Genomic DNA, 14,996 nt, shown 5'->3' with positions numbered 1-14,996 from the left:
GCCCCCCGTGACACCGGTGACCACGAGCCACTGACCCGGCCGTGGCGACACGGCCCGGTCGGGAGTGGGAGGGGCCGGCCCGCCGGCGGGGGGGCCGGTGCCCTCCCCGGTCCGGCGCCGGGCGGGGGGGGGGGGGGACCCCCCCCCCCCCACCACCCCCTGGGGACGGGGTTTACGGAGCCGGGCAGGGCACAAGGACCCAGTGCTGTCACGTGCGCCTGTGGTCCCCTGGCCGACGTCATGTGTCGTGTGCTGACCGCTTGTTCCGCTCGGCGCCCAGGCGGGCGAAGTAGGCGATCAGGTCGGGATTGTCGACCGCCTCGGGGTTCAGGACTTGCTCGGCAGGGGCGCCCTGGAGCAGGCGCTTGACGGGAACCTCGAGCTTCTTGCCGGTCTTCGTGTGCGGGAGGGCCCGTACGGCGAGGATCTCGTCGGGGACGTGTCGGGGTGAGGCACCGGTGCGGATCGCGTCGCGGATCCGGACGCGCAGGGAGTCGTCCAGGGCGACCCCGTCGGCGAGGACCACGAAGAGCGGCATCCAGTAGCGGCCGTCGGGTTCCTCCGCGCCGATGACGAGGGCCTCGGTGATCTCGGGTAGGCGTTCGACAACGTCGTGGATGTCGGCACTGCCCAGGCGCACGCCGTTGCGGTTGAGGGTGGCGTCGGAGCGGCCGTGGACGATCACCGAGCCGTGCGAGGTGAGTGTGATCCAGTCGCCGTGCCGCCACACACCGGGGTAGGCGCCGAAGTAGGCGTCGCGGTAGCGGCTGCCGTCGGGGTCGTTCCAGAAGTACAGCGGCATGGACGGCATGGGCCGGGTGACGACCAGTTCGCCGACCTGGTCGAGGACAGGGGTGCCCGTCGCGTCGTAGGCGGCCAGCGCCACGCCGAGGCTGGGGGCGGACAGCTCCCCCGCCCAGACGGGGGTCGTGGAGGCGCTGCCGGCGAAGCCGGAGACGATGTCCGTACCGCCGCTGGTGGAGGCCAGCTGGACGCCGGCGCCCACGTGGTCGCGGACCCAGGGGTAGGCGGGGGCGGGCAGAGCGGAGCCCGTGCAGCCGACGACGCGGATGGCCGACAGGTCGTGTACGGAGGGTTCGATGCCCAGCTTGGCCATGGTCAGCAGGTACTGAGGACTGGTGCCGAAGACGGTGACTTTGTGACGGGCCGCCAGCTCCCACAGGACGTCCGGACGCGCCTGCGGTACCGGGCTGCCGTCGTAGGTGCAGGTGGTGGCACCGGTCAGCAGGGTGGAGACGACCAGGTTCCACATCATCCAATGGGGGGTGGTATACCACAGCAGGCGGTCCCCGGTGCCCAGATCGGTGTGCAGGCCGAGGGTCTTGAGGTGCTCGAGCAGGACCCCGCCGTGCCCATGGACGATGCCCTTGGGCAGTCCGGTGGTGCCGGAGGAGAAGACGACCCACAGGGGGTGGTCGAACGGCACCGGGGCGATGGTGAGGTACTCGTCACGGCTGACCGCGTCCTCCCAGGGAACCGTCAGCCCCGAGTTCCCGCCCTCGGGCCACGCAAGGCCCACGTGGTCCACGAGCACTGTGGCCTTCACCGTCGGCAGGGCGGCGGCGAGTTCGAGCGAGGCGGCGCGGCGGTCGTGGGTGGCGCCGTTGAAGAGGTAGCCGTCAGCGGTGATGAGCACCGTGGGTTCGAGCTGGGCGAAGCGGTCGGCGGCGGCCTTGGGTGCGTAGTCCTGGCCGCACACCGACCACACCGCGCCCAGGCTTGCGGTGGCGAGGAAGGCGATGACGGCGTGGGGGGTGTTGGGCAGATAGCCCACCACCCGGTCGCCCTGTCCGACGCCCAGGTCGCGCAGGCTGGCAGCGACGGAGGCGACCCGGGCGCGCAGCTCCCGGCCCGTGATCTCATAGCCGGCCCCGGTCTCGTCCAGGGCGGTGATCGCGGGAGAATCCGGCTGCAGGTTGCGCAGCGCGTGATGCGTGTAGTTGAGCGTGGCGCCGGGGAACCAGCGGGCGCCGGGCATGGTCTCCTCGGCCAGCACCCGCTCGTACTCAGTCGTCGCGTCGATGCCGAAGTACTCCCACACCGCGGCCCAGAACCCTTCGAGGTCAGTCACGGACCACTGGTACAGGGCTCGGTAGTCCGTGGGGTACTGGATCCCTTCGGCGCCCCGGTGCCGGGCCGCCCATCGGGCGAAGTCCGCGATGCGACTGTGGGCGGCCGACTTCGGGTCGGGAGTGAAGAAGGGTTCCGGATACGGCTCAGGGGGCGGGGTGGTCATGGTGTGGAGCTCCTCGTCAGGCGGGCCGGGCATCGGCGGTATGGCGGGCCGTGTGCAGCAGGGGGGCCCAGGCGACGGTGTCCGTGAAGTCGCCGCTGCCGGCCGGGACGGTGTCCATCACGACGCGGTCGGGTCGCAGCAGGACGGCGTCGGCACGGCCGCGGGCCAGCCAGCCGGCCAGGGTGCCGTCGTCGCCCAGATCGTCGACGCGGATCATCGGGGCGCCCAGTGCCGTGGCCACGGCCGTCATCTGCGCCGTGGGCGGCACAGCGGTCAGGACGGCGAAGGAGTCCCCGAGGACGTCATCGAGGCGCACTCGCCTGCCGTCATGCCGTACCCAGGGCTGCGGGCCGAAGGTGCCGGCCAGCACGCGGCCGGTCAGCCTGGGGCGGCGCCGTACGAGTGGACCGGCGGTCAGGGCGGGACTGAGGTCACGGCTCACCGCCGCGGTCACACCGGGGATGCGACAGGCCGTGCCCACGACGGCCCGCCGGAACGCCGCACCGCGGTCCTGTCCGCCGGTCATGGCCCAGCCGACGGCGACCGCCACGCGGATCACATGGCGGGCGTGCGGCTTGCGCTCGCGTTCGTAGGTGTCCAGCAGCCCCTCGTGTGCGCCCCGTTGGAGCACCTGGGCGAGCTTCCAGGTGAGGTTTTGGGCGTCGCGCAGGCCCGCGCACAGTCCCTGCCCGACGAAGGGCGGGGTGAGGTGGGCGGCGTCGCCCAGCAGGAAGACGCGCCCCTTGCGCCACCGGTCGGCGAGGCGGGCCCGGAAGGTGTACTGCGCCTGCCGTATCACCTCGAAGTCGTTGCCCGGCGAGGCGTCGGGCGGCAGGTCCACCCAGGGGGCGACCAGCTCGCGCAGGCGCTCCCATCCGTCCGGGCCGTCCAGGTTCTGGTCGTCGGCCAGCCTGAACTCCCAGCGGTAGCGGTCCTCGCTGACGCGCATGAAGGTGGCCGGCTGGGTGGGGGAACAGATCTGCTCGGCGCCTTCCCAGGTGCGCACAGGGCGGCTGGTGCGCACGTCGATGACCCGCCAGCTCTCCTCGAAGTGCAGGTCCTCCCACAGAGCGCCGATGGCGTCACGGGTGAGACTGCCCGCACCGTCGCAGCCGAGGACGGCATCGGCCCACAGGTGCTCGTCCTCGTCGCTGCCGTCGCGACGAAGGGTGACCCGGACCGGACCCGTCGGATCGTTCGGTCCGTCGGTGTCCCGTGCGACGGACTGGGTGACGGACACGACCTCCACCCCGCTCCACAGCTCGCACTCCGGGCGGCGCGCCAGGGCGTCACGCAGCAGGCGTTCCAGATCGGGCTGGTCGAACATGCTGGTCTGCGGGAAGCCGTGGTGTCCGTGCATGGACCGCGGGAATTCGGCGATCACGCGGCGCCCGGCGTCCAGCAGCCGCAGTCCGGGCGCCGGGCGGGCGAGGGAAGCGAACTCCTCATGGACACCGGCGCTCTGCAGGATCCGGCGGATCTCGTCGTCCACGACGACGGCGCGCGGCAGGGGGTAGACGTCCCGGTGCCGTTCGAGGACCAAGCTGCGCACTCCGTGCCGGGCGAGCAGCAGGCCAGCCATGACCCCGACGGGTCCCGCACCGATGATCACCACCGGTCTCCGGGATGCGGCTTTCATGATGCGTCCGCAATGGGGGTCCGCTGCTCGCCGAGGTCGATCCGCCCGTCCGGGGTGGCGATCGTGGCGGTGACGAGGTCACCGTTGCGCAGGTACTTGGGATTCTTGGCCTGGCCCTTGAAGAACGCCTTCCACTTCAGCGCGGGCGGGAGCAGCGCAGCGATCTTCTCGGCCGCCTTGGGCGGGGCCTTCAGGGCCGTGCCGCCGGGAGTGCCGGTCAGCAGGAGGTCGCCCGGGGCGAGGGTCTGGAAGCGGGCGAGCAGGGTGAGCGCCTGTGCGGGCCGCACGATCATGTCGGCCAGCGTGCGGTCCTGGCGTGACACGCCGTTGACCGACAGCCGCAGCCGCAGGTTCAGCAGATGCGCGAAATCCTCGGGCTCCAGCAGGGCCAGGTACGGACCGGTCGGTGTGAAGGTCGGATAGGACTTGCTCTCGTAGAACTGGGTCTTGGTCAGCTGGACGTCGCGGGCGCTGACATCGTTGGTCAGGACAAGGCCTGCGACGTAGCGCGGCAGGTCCTGCTCCTCGACGACGGTGCCCACGGGCAGGGCCGCGCCCATGACGAGGCCGAGTTCCACCTCGTAGTCGAGGAACTTCACGTGCGCGGGGCGGATGATCGTGTCGTGGGGGCCGCTGACCGAGCCGGACGCCTTGCGGAAGAAGGTGGGCGGGATGTCGCCGGTGAAGCCCGAATCCTTGGCGTGGCTGCGGTAGTTGACCATCTGGGCGACCACCCGGCACGGGGTGGTGACCGGAGGCTGCGCCACCAGGTCGGCGACGGGCGTGCCGCTCTCGGTGGAGGCGGCGGCTTCGCGGACCGCGTCGCGGTCGGCGAGCAGTTCGGCGGTCGTGACGGCCTTGGTCTCGATGCGGACGGCGCGTTCGTCCCGGACGACCCACCAGCCGTCGGTGGTACGCAGAACGTTGGTACTCATGAGCTCATCGCTTTCATCAGGCCCAGCAGGCGTGCGGGGTCGAGTTCGTTGTCGCCACGCAGGGCCGTCATGACCTCGCGCAGCTTGGCGGGGGAAGGGCTGGTGCCCAGGAAGTCGCGGGTGACCGGCGGGCCCCACTGGGCCAGGCCGCTCGCCGACATCGGTGCCCAGCCGGGCTCGAGGTCGCAGGAGAAGAGGTCGCCGTCGGCGAAGTGCTCCAGCATGAAGTGGTCGGGGTCGCGCCAGTAGTCGAAGAGCTGGCTGCCCTGGATGTGCCGGCCGATGCCCCAGCTGCGCTTGTAGCCGCGCTCGGCGAGGTACTCACCGCCGGCGGCGATCGTGTCGAGGTCGGTGACCTGGTAGGCGGAGTGGACGTAGCCGGTTCCGGGTCCCAGGTGCAGGGCCAGCGTGTGGTGATCGACGGCCACGCTCCCCTGGTCGCACCGGATGAACGTCATCGTCGGCCCGCGCCCGCGCTGCCCGTCCAGGAACAGGAAGTCGGACACGATCATCCCGAGGGTGTCCAGGTACCAGTCCAGGGTGCGGGCGAACACCCGTGTTTCCAGCACCACATGGCCCAGCCGCTGGATACGGGACGGCTCACGGGGCGGGCGCTGGGTGGCGTTCGTACGACGGTGATCGGTACCGAAGTTGAGGATCAGCGCCTCCTGCTCGGCCAGCGCGGGCAGCTGCTCGGCGCAGTGCACGACCCGGACCGGCAGGCCCGAGGGATCGAGCAGGGCGACCGACTGCCCACCGCCCGGTACGCCGATGTCCCGGACGGTACTGCCGGTGGCGCGGGCCAGCCGGTCCAGGTCGGCCCGCTCGGCCGCGCGGAACGCCGGCCCGATGAACCGGGACGTACGTCCCCGCCGGATGACCATGCAGGGTGAGCCCGCGAAGGTGCCGCGCAGCCACAGCTCCTCCTCGGTGCGGGCGGCGACCGCGAACCCGAAGTCACGCGCGAAGACCTCGGCCCGGTCCAGGTTCGGCTTCTCGAACTCGAGCCAGGCCAGATCCGCCACCTTGATCACGGGATTCCGGGAACGTCCGGGGTGCTCTCCGCGCAGGGCGCCCTGCTCACTGTGGAGGTCTTGGTGGGGCGTCTGGGGAGCGGCCCTGTTAACGGGGGTGTGGGACATGGTGTCCTCCAAGCAACACTGCTGTAATGAGGAAATCATCAACTTTGCCGTTACCCATCGTCAATAGGGTGGACTCGAATAATTGACAATTTCATCAGTAATGGCAGACTCATCGCGACGGTTGTTACACTCGCCGTATGCCGACGTCAGCCCCGCCCAAGAACCGCTTCGAGCGACGCCGAGCCGAGACCCGTCAGGCGCTCGTCCGCGCGGCCCGGCAGATCCTCGCGGAGACCGGGGACACCAGCGCCAGCATCCAGGCCATCGCTGAGCGCGCGGACGTCGGTTTCGGCTCGTTCTACAACCACTTCGAGTCCAAGACGGAGCTGTTCGACGCCGCGGTGACGGATGCCCTGGAGGAGTTCGGTCGGGCCATCGACGAGCGTGTCGAAGGGATCGAGGACCCGGCCGAACTCGTCGCGGCGGGCTTCCGGCTCACCGCGCGGATGGCCGACTCCCATCCGGAACTCATGCGGATTCTGCGTGATCGCGGTCTGGCCCACATTCACGCCCAGAGCGGCCTGTCCCCGCGAGCGCTCCGCGACCTGGAGATCGGCATCGCCACGGGCCGCTTCACCTGCACCAACCCGACCATCGCCCTGTCCGCCCTCGGAGGGACCCTGCTGTCCCTCGTGGGGCTGAGGCTGGCGCGCCCCGACCTCGACGGCGACGAGGCCGCCTCGGACCTGGCCGAGATGGCCCTGCGCATGCTGGGTGTCCCCGCCGGCGACGCCCGTGAGGTCACCCGGCGCGCCCTGCCCGACCTCGCCTGAATCCCCGGCCCGGGGCGACCTCTGGACGACTCGTCAGAGCGAGGCTGCGGCGGACCGGGTCGCCGATCTTGTCTGCCGGCCGGTGCATTGCGCAGGCGGCGTCGGCGGGCGGCATGCGGCCGGTGATGGAGGGGCGAGGTCGAGGCGGCGGGCGGCGGTCAGCTGCACGAGTTCGGTGACGCACTCGGGGGCGCCGCCGTAGCGGTCGCACACCCGCCTGCGCACGTAGTTGAGGGTCAGGATGCCCTCCGGGAACTGCTTGGGCAGCTCGCCGAAGTACGCGACCGGGCTGGTAGCGGGATCTGCGGCGTGTGGCCGAGGATCGGAATGCCGCGCGGAGGCCGGGCTCGGGCTGGGCGGTCATGGGCTTGCCCGTGTGCGGCGAGAGGGGGAGAGCAAGGGCGCCGTTCGACGCGAGGAAGCCGCCGTTGCAGCGGCGCCCCAGATTTCCATACGCCGCAACTGATACCATACAGCGTATGGAAAAGAAGGCTCCCCGGGGGACCAGGAAGAGGGACGTCCCGCTCACCAAGGACGGCATCTACGCCATGGCGCTGCAGCTCATCGAGGCCGACGGGGTCGAGGTGCTCAGTATGCGCAAACTCGCGACCGCGCTGGATGCGAACCCGATGTCGCTGTACCACCACGTGCCGAACAAGGACGCCGTGCTGCGTGGCCTGGCCGAGCGCGTCGGCTCGCAGTTCCGCGCGGGGGCGCGGGAGGACCTCCCCTGGCAGGACCGCCTGCGCCAACTGGCTCTGGACTTCCGTAAACTGTCGCACAGCCATCCGAAACTGATGGCGTACTCCTTCGGGCGAGCTGACTACGTCCAGCCGGAGGACCCCTTTTGGCAGGGGCTCATCAACATCCTGTCTGCCGCGGAACTGCCGCCCTCGGAGATCCCGCGCGTCGCTGCCTCCTTGTGCGCGGTTTTCACGGGGCTGCTGGTCAGCGAATTGACCGGAGCGCTGCAGCGGTGGACCACCCTGCCGCCGGCACCAGCCGGCCCCGACAGGGAAGACGCCCCCTCGCCCGCGAAGGACGTGATCGACGCGATGTTCAACTGTGCGCTGGACGCGACGATCGTCGGCTTGGAGAGCCATATCGCACGAACCCGCAAGGAGTCGTGACGGAGTGGAGCGGCTGCCGCGGGCTCGACTGACGCACACTTCTTCGTTGCCTCAGTGACGGCGCGCTGAGGCGGCGAAGTGGCGGACGTCAGAACGCCGTTCATGCCCCTCCGACTCACGCAGAACCTCCTGCACGCGGAGCGCAGCCACCTGTGGTGCTACGCCGGCGGCGACCAGGAGCGCGGTCGCCGCAGCTTCACCCGCAGGATCCGCCCAGGTGGACGCGGCGTTCTCCGCGGCGAGGGCCAGCATCAGTGCTTCCAGCATCAGGGCGAGGACAGGCGCGGGAACGTGGTCCGCAAACACGCCTTCGTCCTGACCACGTCGCACGGTCGCGGTGGCCTCTTCGCGCGCCGGTGCCAGGGTGGCTCGGATCGCCTCGTCTCCCAGATCGCGGCGGCCCAAGGAGATGAGCATGCGGTACTGGTCGCCCACCGTCCATGCCGCCAGGGCCATCCGCGCCGTCGCCTCCAGCGGGTCGGCGCCTGGAATACGGGCCGTGGCGAACGCCTGTTGAAGCGCTTGGCCTGCTTCCTGCGTCAGGGCGGCGACCAGCGCTTGCCGGCTGGAGAAGTGTCCGTAGAGGGTGCGCCGCGCGACGCCGGCCGCCTGAGCGATGCTGTCGAGACTCGCGTCGGGGTTGTCCCTCAGTTTCTGCCGAGCGGTCGCGAGAATACGTGTGCGGTTTGAGCGAGCATTACTGCGCTGCGGAGTACGGTCCAGAGCGTCGGCCATCTGCATGATTCCCATCTCCACTTCGGATCATGTGCGCCGCTACGGAGGACGCCGGGTTCTGGCGCCCGGCTACGAGCCGGCGGCAGCGGGGTTCTGCGGCCTTGAGAGGGAAGAGTCAGCTCGGCGCAGCGCCCCTGCCCGACCTCACCTGGCCGGAGTCGGCGCGTGCCAGGCCAGCAGATACCGGAAAGCCGTGGGCGCCGGTGCTCCCTCAAGCACCGGCGCCCACTCACCCCTGCCCGAGGTGGCTTTGATGTCCCGCTGGACGTGTCAGGGGACGAGGATGAGGCGGATCGGGTCGCCGATCTTGTTCTCCAGTCGGTGGATCGCGTCGGCGGCGTCGGCGAGCGGGATGTGGTCCGTGATGGAGGGGGCGAGGTCGAGGCGGCCGGCTGCGGTCAGCTGCACGAGCTCGGTGACTGACTCGGGGTAGCCGCCGTAGTGGCCGCGCACCTGCTTCTGCATGTAGTTGAAGGTCAGGCCCTCGGTGATGGTGAGGGGCCTGGGCGTGATGCCGACCAGGATGAGGGAGCCGCCCAGGCCGAGTGCGGAGGCGGCCTGCTCGCGGACGGCGGGCACGCCGGCGCAGTCGAAGGCGAAGTCGAGGCCCCGTCCGGCGGTGGCGGCGCGTACCTGGTCGGCGAAGTCGTCGGCGGCCGGGTCGAGTGCGATGTCCGCGCCGAAGGCCAGGGCGCGTTCCCGGGCGCTGGGCAGCGGGTCGACGGCGATGATCGGTGCGGCGCCGACCAGGCGGGCGAGGCGTACGTTGTGTGCGCCGACTCCGCCCACACCCCACACGCCGACGGACTGGGCGGGGCGTACTCCGGCGGTGGCGACGACGGCGGCGTAGGGGGTCGAGACCGCATCGGGGATGATCGCGGCCTGGTCGAAGGGGAGGCTGTCGGGGATGGGGATGAGGGTGTCCTCGCGGGCGAGGGTGTACTGGGCCCAGCCGCCGTCGTAGTCGATGCCGGCGGTGAGCATCTGGGTGCAGGGGCGGCGGCGCACGCAGCCGGCGCACTGGCCGCAGGTCTTGCCGGCCTCCAGGGTGACGCGGGTGCCGACGGTCAGGCCGCGCTTGAGGTCGGGGCCGAGGGTGTGGATCACGCCCGAAACCTCGTGGCCGACGGTGACCACGTCTGAGGTGGCGAACAGCGGGACGAGGGAGCCGTCGATCAGGTGGACGTCCGAAAGGCAGACGCCTGCGGCCTTCACCTCGATGAGGATCTCGCCCGGACCCGGCACGGGGACGGGGACCTCCTCCACGACGAACTTCTTGCTGTCCAGGTGGAAGCGTCCGGCGAGCATGGTGTCCATGGTGATCTTCCTTCTGTGAGTGGCACTCCCGGCGATTCGGGCCAATCGGTGCCGTGTGTCGGGCGGGCTTGTGGTGGCCGGGAGGCGTGCGGGGTGTCTGGACGGCCGCACGCCTCCCGGCGTCCGGGGGTCAGGCGAAGACGTCCTGCTGGTAGTGCTCGTCGGCTTCGAGCTGGGCGAGCCACTGCTGGGCGGTTTCCTCGTCGCTGCCGGTCCGCTGGCGGTGAATCGCGGCGAGGGCCTCGCGGACGGCGGGTGCCATGCGGCGGCCGTCACCGCAGACGTAGATGTACGCGCCGTCTTCGATGGCCTGCCACACCGTGTCGGCGGCGTTGGCGATGGCGTTCTGCACGAACCGGGCCGGGTGGCCGCTCACCGCGGAGAAGGCGGTGTGGACCTGCGCGATCCCGGACTGCTCCCAGGCCTGCATCTCCTGGCGGTACAAGTAGTCGTGCTCCGGGTGGCGGCAGCCGACGAAGACCTGCGACAGGCCCACCTCGGTACCGTTCTCCTGCTGCGAGGCGCGCTCCTCCAGGAATCCGCGCAGCGGCGCGATGCCGGTGCCGGGGCCGATGAGGATCAGCGGCGTGGCGGGGTCGGCCGGCGGGGCGAAGGTCGGGGAGGGCACGCGCACGTAGCCGTAGAAGACGTCTCCGGGCTCGAGTCCGGCGATGTAGGAGGAGCAGGTGCCGCGGTACTGGCCGTCACCGGACAGGGCCGGGCCTTCCAGCAGGCCCACAGTCAGGCGCACGTGGCGCGGGTTGGCCAGCGGGGCGGAGGAGATGGAGTAGAAGCGGGGACGGATCGGCCCCGTCATCTCCAGGAGAACGGCCAGCGGCAGTTCGACCGCGGGGAAGCGTTCCAGCAGGCCCAGCACGGAGATGCGCTTGCCGAGGATCTCGTTCTGGTAGCGCTCCTCGGCTTCCTCGGTGTCGGCGGTGTAGGCCTGCAGCTGCGGCCGGGTCCACGGGCACTCGGTGTGCTCGGCCAGGATGCGCACCTGGGTGCGGGTCGCCACGTCCTGCAGCTCCAGGAACTCGGTGAGGAGCAGGCCTGCGGTGACGGGGGTGCCTACCGGCAGGTGGGTGCGGCCGCCGGCCGGCTGGTCCAGCCGCAGGACCTGGTCGCGGTCGACGCCGAGGCGGGCGAGGGCGCGGTTGACCAGTGCCGGCTCGTTCTTGGCGAAGACGGCCAGGTGGTTGCCGGTGTCGTAGGTGACACCCTCGGGGAGCTCGATGGTGATGGACTTCGCCGACGGGCGCGGCGGCTCGAGGCTGAAGTCCCACAGGCCGGTCGCGTCGGCCACGAGTTCCTCGTTGGCCACCACCGTGAGGGGGTAGGCCTGCTCGGAGACGATAGCGGGGCGCACGTCCGCCTCGGTGAGCAGCTGGACCTGGTAGCGCGGGCCGCTCGCGTCGGAGGTGTCGGCGGCGTACTCCTCGGCCAGGGTGGTCCACAGGGTGTCCATCCAGCGAGTGGCCATGCCGTCGAAGTCACCGGCGGCGTCGGCGATGCCACGCTCGATGATGGGGGTGGCACCGGCGCCCAGCAGGGCTTCGTCGATCCGCTTGGGGAAGGCCTGGTAGGTGGCCACCCACTGGGTGTTGCCGGCGCCCAGCAGCGCGAGCCGCACGTTCGACAGCGAGCCCTCGGGCAGCCCGGCGGCGATCAGCTCGTCGAAACGCTGGGCGTTGTCGGGGGCCTTGCCGTTGTAGCTGGCGGCGACGACCACGAGCAGGCCCTCGGTGGGCAGGTTGTCGCCCAGCTCATCCAGGCTGGTCAGGGTGGTGCCGAAGCCGGAGCGCTCGCCGCGGTCGGCGATGGTGCGCGCCAGGTCCTCGCAAGAGCCAAGGCTGGAGCCGTAGGCGACGGTCAGGTTCACCCCGACACCGCTGACCGCGGCCTGCGCCTGCGTGTCGTCGGTCTGCAGGTCCACGGCGCCGAAGACGGTCCGCTGGTGTTCCTGACGGCGCCGGACGACCAGCTGGAAGTCGCTGGGCTTGCGCGTCAGCGCCTCCTTGACGTCCATCTTGTAGTCGCCGGTGTCGGAGAACTTGAGCTTCTGCAGCACCAGCGCGAGGGCCAGACGGGCCTCGGTGAGCGCGAACTGCCGGCCGATGCAGGCACGCAAGCCGTTGCCGAACGGCTTGTAGGCGTGCGGGTGCTGCTGGTCGCGGTTCTCCGGCAGCCACCGGTCGATGTCGAACTCCTCCGGCCGCTCCCACGCCTTGGGGTGGGTGTGCAGCGGGCCCTCGAGGATGTTGACCCGAGTTCCCTTCTTCAGCTGGTAGCGGCCGCCAATGACGGTGTCCTCCAGCGGGGCCTTGCCGAATGCCGGGATGGGAGCCCACAGGCGCAGGGTCTCGTCCAGGATGCGCGGGATGACGTCCAGCTTCATGATCGTGTCGTAGTCCGGCACGGTGTCGCCGGGCAGCAGCCGGTCCACCTCCGCGTAGGCCTGGGCCAGGACGTGCGGGTTGCGCATGAGCGAGTAGGTGGCGAACGACAGCAGGCCGCTGGTGGTCTCGTGACCGGCGATCAGGAACGTCAGCACCTGGTCGCGGACGTTGTCGTCGGCCAGCAGCTTGCCGGTCTCCGGGTCGGTGGCCTCCAGCATCAGCCCCAGAAGGTCCTCCTCACCGCCGCCCTCCCCCTGGCGGCGCTCCTTGATCACGCTCTCGACCAGTTCCTGCATCTGCCGGATGTTCTCGCGGTACCTCTTGTCGTCCGCCTTGCGGAACTTGGTCATCATCGGCAGCTCCTGCGAGCGCCGCAGCGACTCCACCAGCGCACCCAGCAGCGCGTTGAGGAAGGGGTGCAGCTCCTCCTTGTCGAAGGACTGGAACCGGTAGCCGAACCCCGACAGGGCGATCGTGTCCAGGGTGAGCCGGGTGTAGTCGTCGGTGATGTTGACCGGCTGACCCTCCCTGCGCTCCCACTTGCCCACCAGGTTCTGGGCGATCTCCAGCATCTGCCCGTAGTAGGCCTTCATGGACCGCTGGCTGAAGGCCGGCATCAGGACACGGTGCGCCATGCCCCATTCCTCTTCGTGCTGGTGGGCCGTGAACAGGCCCGCCCCCGCGAAGTCCCGGACGTGATGCAGCGGCGTCTTCTCGATCTGCTTGAAGAACCGCGTCTCGTCGCAGACCTCGGCCACCAGGTCCGGGTCGTAGACGAAGACCTGCTCGATGCCGGCGATGTCCATGCCGTAGATGCCCTCGGGGAACTGCTTGGACAGCTCGCCGAAGTACTCCACCGGGTTGGTGCTGGGGATCTGCGGCGTGTGGCCGAGCAGGGGTATCCCGCGCGGGGACCGAATGGGGCGAAGGTCGTTCGACGTGGTCATGGCTTGCTCCTTTGTGCGGAGAGGGATGGGCAAGGGTGCCGGTCGATGCCGCGGTGCACCACAGAAACATACGCCGTACGGAAAAGAACCGTACGCCGTATGGAACGTCGAGTGCAACCCGGGTCGCGGAAGTGTCTGCTCCGTCACTGCGTGATCCAGCTCATTTCCGTACACCGTACGAAACCGCTACCGTACGGCGTATGACAAAGGCGAAGCTTCCCCCGCGGGGAACAAGGAAGAGAGACGTGCCTCTGACTGAGACCGGGATCTATGCAGCCGCCCTGCGGCTCATCGACGCGGACGGGGTCGACGCGCTCACCATGCGCAAACTCGCGACCGCGCTGGATGCGAACCCGATGTCGCTGTACCACCACGTACCGAACAAGGGCGCCCTGCTGCGCGGCGTGGCGAGGAGGGTCGGCGCCCAGTTCCGCACCGTGACCCTCGAAGACGCTGCCTGGCAGGAGCGCATACGCCTGCTCGCCACAGATTTTCGGACGCTGGCACACCGCCACCCCAACCTCATGGCCTACTCGTTCAGCCAGCCGGACTTCATCCAGCCCGAAGACCCGTTCTGGGCTGCGCTCACCGCGACACTGGACGCCGCAGGGGTGCCGCACTCAGAGATCCGGCCGATCGCCGCTCTCATGTGCGCGGTCGTCATCGGTGTCCTCACCGCCGAACTCAACGGCGCGCTTCACCAGTGGTCGAACCTCGAGCCCGCCGCCCCCGCTGTCGGCGAAGAGGGGCCCGCGGACGCAGGCCCTGAGGAGGACCGCATGTTCCGCCTGGTGCTGGACACGATCATCACGGGCCTGGACAGCCGGCTCATCACCGATGGTGACGGCCAGGGCGCCGGCCGAGGCCTTGCGACGGAGGCAGGCCCCTGGCCGAGCGAGCCGAGCTCTGTCCCAAGGCCGCAATCAGTGTCCAGCTCGCGATGGCCGGGCCCAGTCTGATCCTGTCGGCCGTGGGCCGAGTCGACCTGATGGTCACGTCGGTGGATCCACGTGCGCGCTCTACGGGCACAACCTGCCCTACGCTGTCCGCGCCCTGGCCTGTGAGTTGCTCGGTATATTCGTGAGCGGGTGGGTCTGGCGACCGCGGCCGCCACCCGCAGCACCGCAGTCCGGGGTGCTGTGACAGTCCTCCTTGGCGCTGCTCACAAGCTCGTGCGCGAGGCCACCCGGATCGAGGTCGCCAGCCGCATCGTCATCCTCGAAGACCTCGAAGAAGCTCAGCGCATCAACGCCGAACACCGCCGCGCCGCCGAACCAGCGAATCCAACGGCCGCGGCCTGAGACGGCTGGAACCTGCGACTTCCCGGCAGCATCGTCGCTGACCCTCACGCACGTTGCCCGGAACGCTTCAGCGCCCCGGGCAACATCGCCTTCAGGTCTTCCGGCTCCCAAGCCCTGCCACACTCGTGCTCCCTCGCCCAACCCAGTTGGATCACCACAGCGTGGCGAGAGAACCGGAGCGAAGATCAGGAGACCACAACTGTCGCCAGGCAGTTTCTCAGCGCGCCACTTGGCCGTGGCTATACGAGAACAAGGCCCACACAGAAGACTCTCTCGCCAGTGGCTCTGCTCATGAGTTGAGTTGAGGGTTCTGGCACAGATCTTGGTTGCGCCGTGAGGCGCTGTTGGTTCGAGTGGAGGTGGAAGACCTGCACCAACTCGCTGTCGCAGCAGTCGGGTTGAAGCTGAGGGCAGCCTGATC

10 protein-coding genes and 1 pseudogene are annotated in these 14,996 nt (G+C 69.9%); 4 read left to right on the top strand and 7 right to left on the bottom strand.

Annotation, left to right across the window (positions count from 1 at the left end; translation table 11 throughout):
- Positions 1–238: 238 nt before the first annotated feature.
- From ACFVWD_RS54225 to ACFVWD_RS54210, 4 genes are read right to left on the bottom strand one after another with little or no spacing between them, the layout of a single operon-like run.
- A complete protein-coding gene (locus ACFVWD_RS54225) occupies positions 239–2,257 on the bottom strand; it encodes an acetoacetate--CoA ligase (protein WP_389606228.1) in 2,019 nt (672 codons plus the stop codon).
- Positions 2,258–2,273: 16 nt separating this feature from the next.
- On the bottom strand, positions 2,274–3,896 hold the full coding sequence (locus ACFVWD_RS54220; RefSeq protein WP_389606226.1) for a bifunctional 3-(3-hydroxy-phenyl)propionate/3-hydroxycinnamic acid hydroxylase: 1,623 nt from the start codon (positions 3,894–3,896) through the stop codon (positions 2,274–2,276).
- Positions 3,893–4,831, bottom strand: coding sequence for a fumarylacetoacetate hydrolase family protein (locus ACFVWD_RS54215; RefSeq protein ID WP_389606224.1), 939 nt, complete (start codon positions 4,829–4,831; stop codon positions 3,893–3,895). The genes ACFVWD_RS54220 and ACFVWD_RS54215 overlap by 4 nt, the downstream gene beginning before the upstream one ends.
- Positions 4,828–5,973, bottom strand: a complete 1,146-nt coding sequence (locus tag ACFVWD_RS54210) for a VOC family protein (protein WP_389606222.1) — start codon at positions 5,971–5,973, stop codon at positions 4,828–4,830. The genes ACFVWD_RS54215 and ACFVWD_RS54210 overlap by 4 nt, the downstream gene beginning before the upstream one ends.
- A gap of 137 nt (positions 5,974–6,110) precedes the next feature.
- Here ACFVWD_RS54210 and ACFVWD_RS54205 point away from each other — a divergent pair, with 137 nt between their 5' ends.
- Complete coding sequence (locus tag ACFVWD_RS54205; RefSeq protein ID WP_389606220.1) at positions 6,111–6,746, top strand: TetR/AcrR family transcriptional regulator; 636 nt, start codon at positions 6,111–6,113, stop codon at positions 6,744–6,746.
- A gap of 548 nt (positions 6,747–7,294) precedes the next feature.
- Positions 7,295–7,876, top strand: coding sequence for a TetR/AcrR family transcriptional regulator (locus ACFVWD_RS54200; protein WP_389606218.1), 582 nt, complete (start codon positions 7,295–7,297; stop codon positions 7,874–7,876).
- 51 nt (positions 7,877–7,927) lie between these two features.
- On the opposite strand, the gene ACFVWD_RS54195 is transcribed toward ACFVWD_RS54200, so the two are convergent.
- The 3 genes from ACFVWD_RS54195 to ACFVWD_RS54185 form a co-directional block, all read right to left on the bottom strand.
- Positions 7,928–8,617 carry a TetR/AcrR family transcriptional regulator gene (locus ACFVWD_RS54195; RefSeq protein ID WP_389606217.1) on the bottom strand — a complete coding sequence of 230 codons (690 nt, stop codon included), beginning with the start codon at positions 8,615–8,617 and terminating at the stop codon, positions 7,928–7,930.
- A gap of 264 nt (positions 8,618–8,881) precedes the next feature.
- Positions 8,882–9,928, bottom strand: a complete 1,047-nt coding sequence (locus ACFVWD_RS54190; RefSeq protein ID WP_266590109.1) for a zinc-binding dehydrogenase — start codon at positions 9,926–9,928, stop codon at positions 8,882–8,884.
- A gap of 130 nt (positions 9,929–10,058) precedes the next feature.
- Positions 10,059–13,274, bottom strand: a complete 3,216-nt coding sequence (locus tag ACFVWD_RS54185; protein WP_389606215.1) for a bifunctional cytochrome P450/NADPH--P450 reductase — start codon at positions 13,272–13,274, stop codon at positions 10,059–10,061.
- Positions 13,275–13,519: 245 nt separating this feature from the next.
- On the opposite strand from ACFVWD_RS54185, the gene ACFVWD_RS54180 reads away from it, so the two are divergent.
- Both ACFVWD_RS54180 and ACFVWD_RS54175 read left to right on the top strand, forming a co-directional pair.
- On the top strand, positions 13,520–14,233 hold the full coding sequence (locus ACFVWD_RS54180) for a TetR/AcrR family transcriptional regulator (protein ID WP_389606214.1): 714 nt from the start codon (positions 13,520–13,522) through the stop codon (positions 14,231–14,233).
- Positions 14,234–14,434: 201 nt separating this feature from the next.
- Positions 14,435–14,575, top strand: a pseudogene (locus tag ACFVWD_RS54175) (MerR family transcriptional regulator); the annotation flags it as partial.
- Positions 14,576–14,996: the final 421 nt, after the last annotated feature.

The sequence above is a fragment of the Streptomyces sp. NPDC058086 genome (assembly GCF_042885015.1).
Lineage (GTDB): Bacteria > Actinomycetota > Actinomycetes > Streptomycetales > Streptomycetaceae > Streptomyces.
This window is presented reverse-complemented; position numbering and strand designations above follow the sequence as displayed.

Bases quoted from the DNA above. Each gene is read 5' to 3' on its own strand.
- ACFVWD_RS54225 (WP_389606228.1), bottom strand. From the start codon at position 2,257: ATGACCACCCCGCCCCCTGAGCCGTATCCGGAACCCTTCTTCACTCCC.
- ACFVWD_RS54220 (WP_389606226.1), bottom strand. From the start codon at position 3,896: ATGAAAGCCGCATCCCGGAGACCGGTGGTGATCATCGGTGCGGGACCC.
- ACFVWD_RS54215 (WP_389606224.1), bottom strand. From the start codon at position 4,831: ATGAGTACCAACGTTCTGCGTACCACCGACGGCTGGTGGGTCGTCCGG.
- ACFVWD_RS54210 (WP_389606222.1), bottom strand. From the start codon at position 5,973: ATGTCCCACACCCCCGTTAACAGGGCCGCTCCCCAGACGCCCCACCAA.
- ACFVWD_RS54205 (WP_389606220.1), top strand. From the start codon at position 6,111: ATGCCGACGTCAGCCCCGCCCAAGAACCGCTTCGAGCGACGCCGAGCC.
- ACFVWD_RS54200 (WP_389606218.1), top strand. From the start codon at position 7,295: ATGGCGCTGCAGCTCATCGAGGCCGACGGGGTCGAGGTGCTCAGTATG.
- ACFVWD_RS54195 (WP_389606217.1), bottom strand. From the start codon at position 8,617: ATGCAGATGGCCGACGCTCTGGACCGTACTCCGCAGCGCAGTAATGCT.
- ACFVWD_RS54190 (WP_266590109.1), bottom strand. From the start codon at position 9,928: ATGGACACCATGCTCGCCGGACGCTTCCACCTGGACAGCAAGAAGTTC.
- ACFVWD_RS54185 (WP_389606215.1), bottom strand. From the start codon at position 13,274: ATGACCACGTCGAACGACCTTCGCCCCATTCGGTCCCCGCGCGGGATA.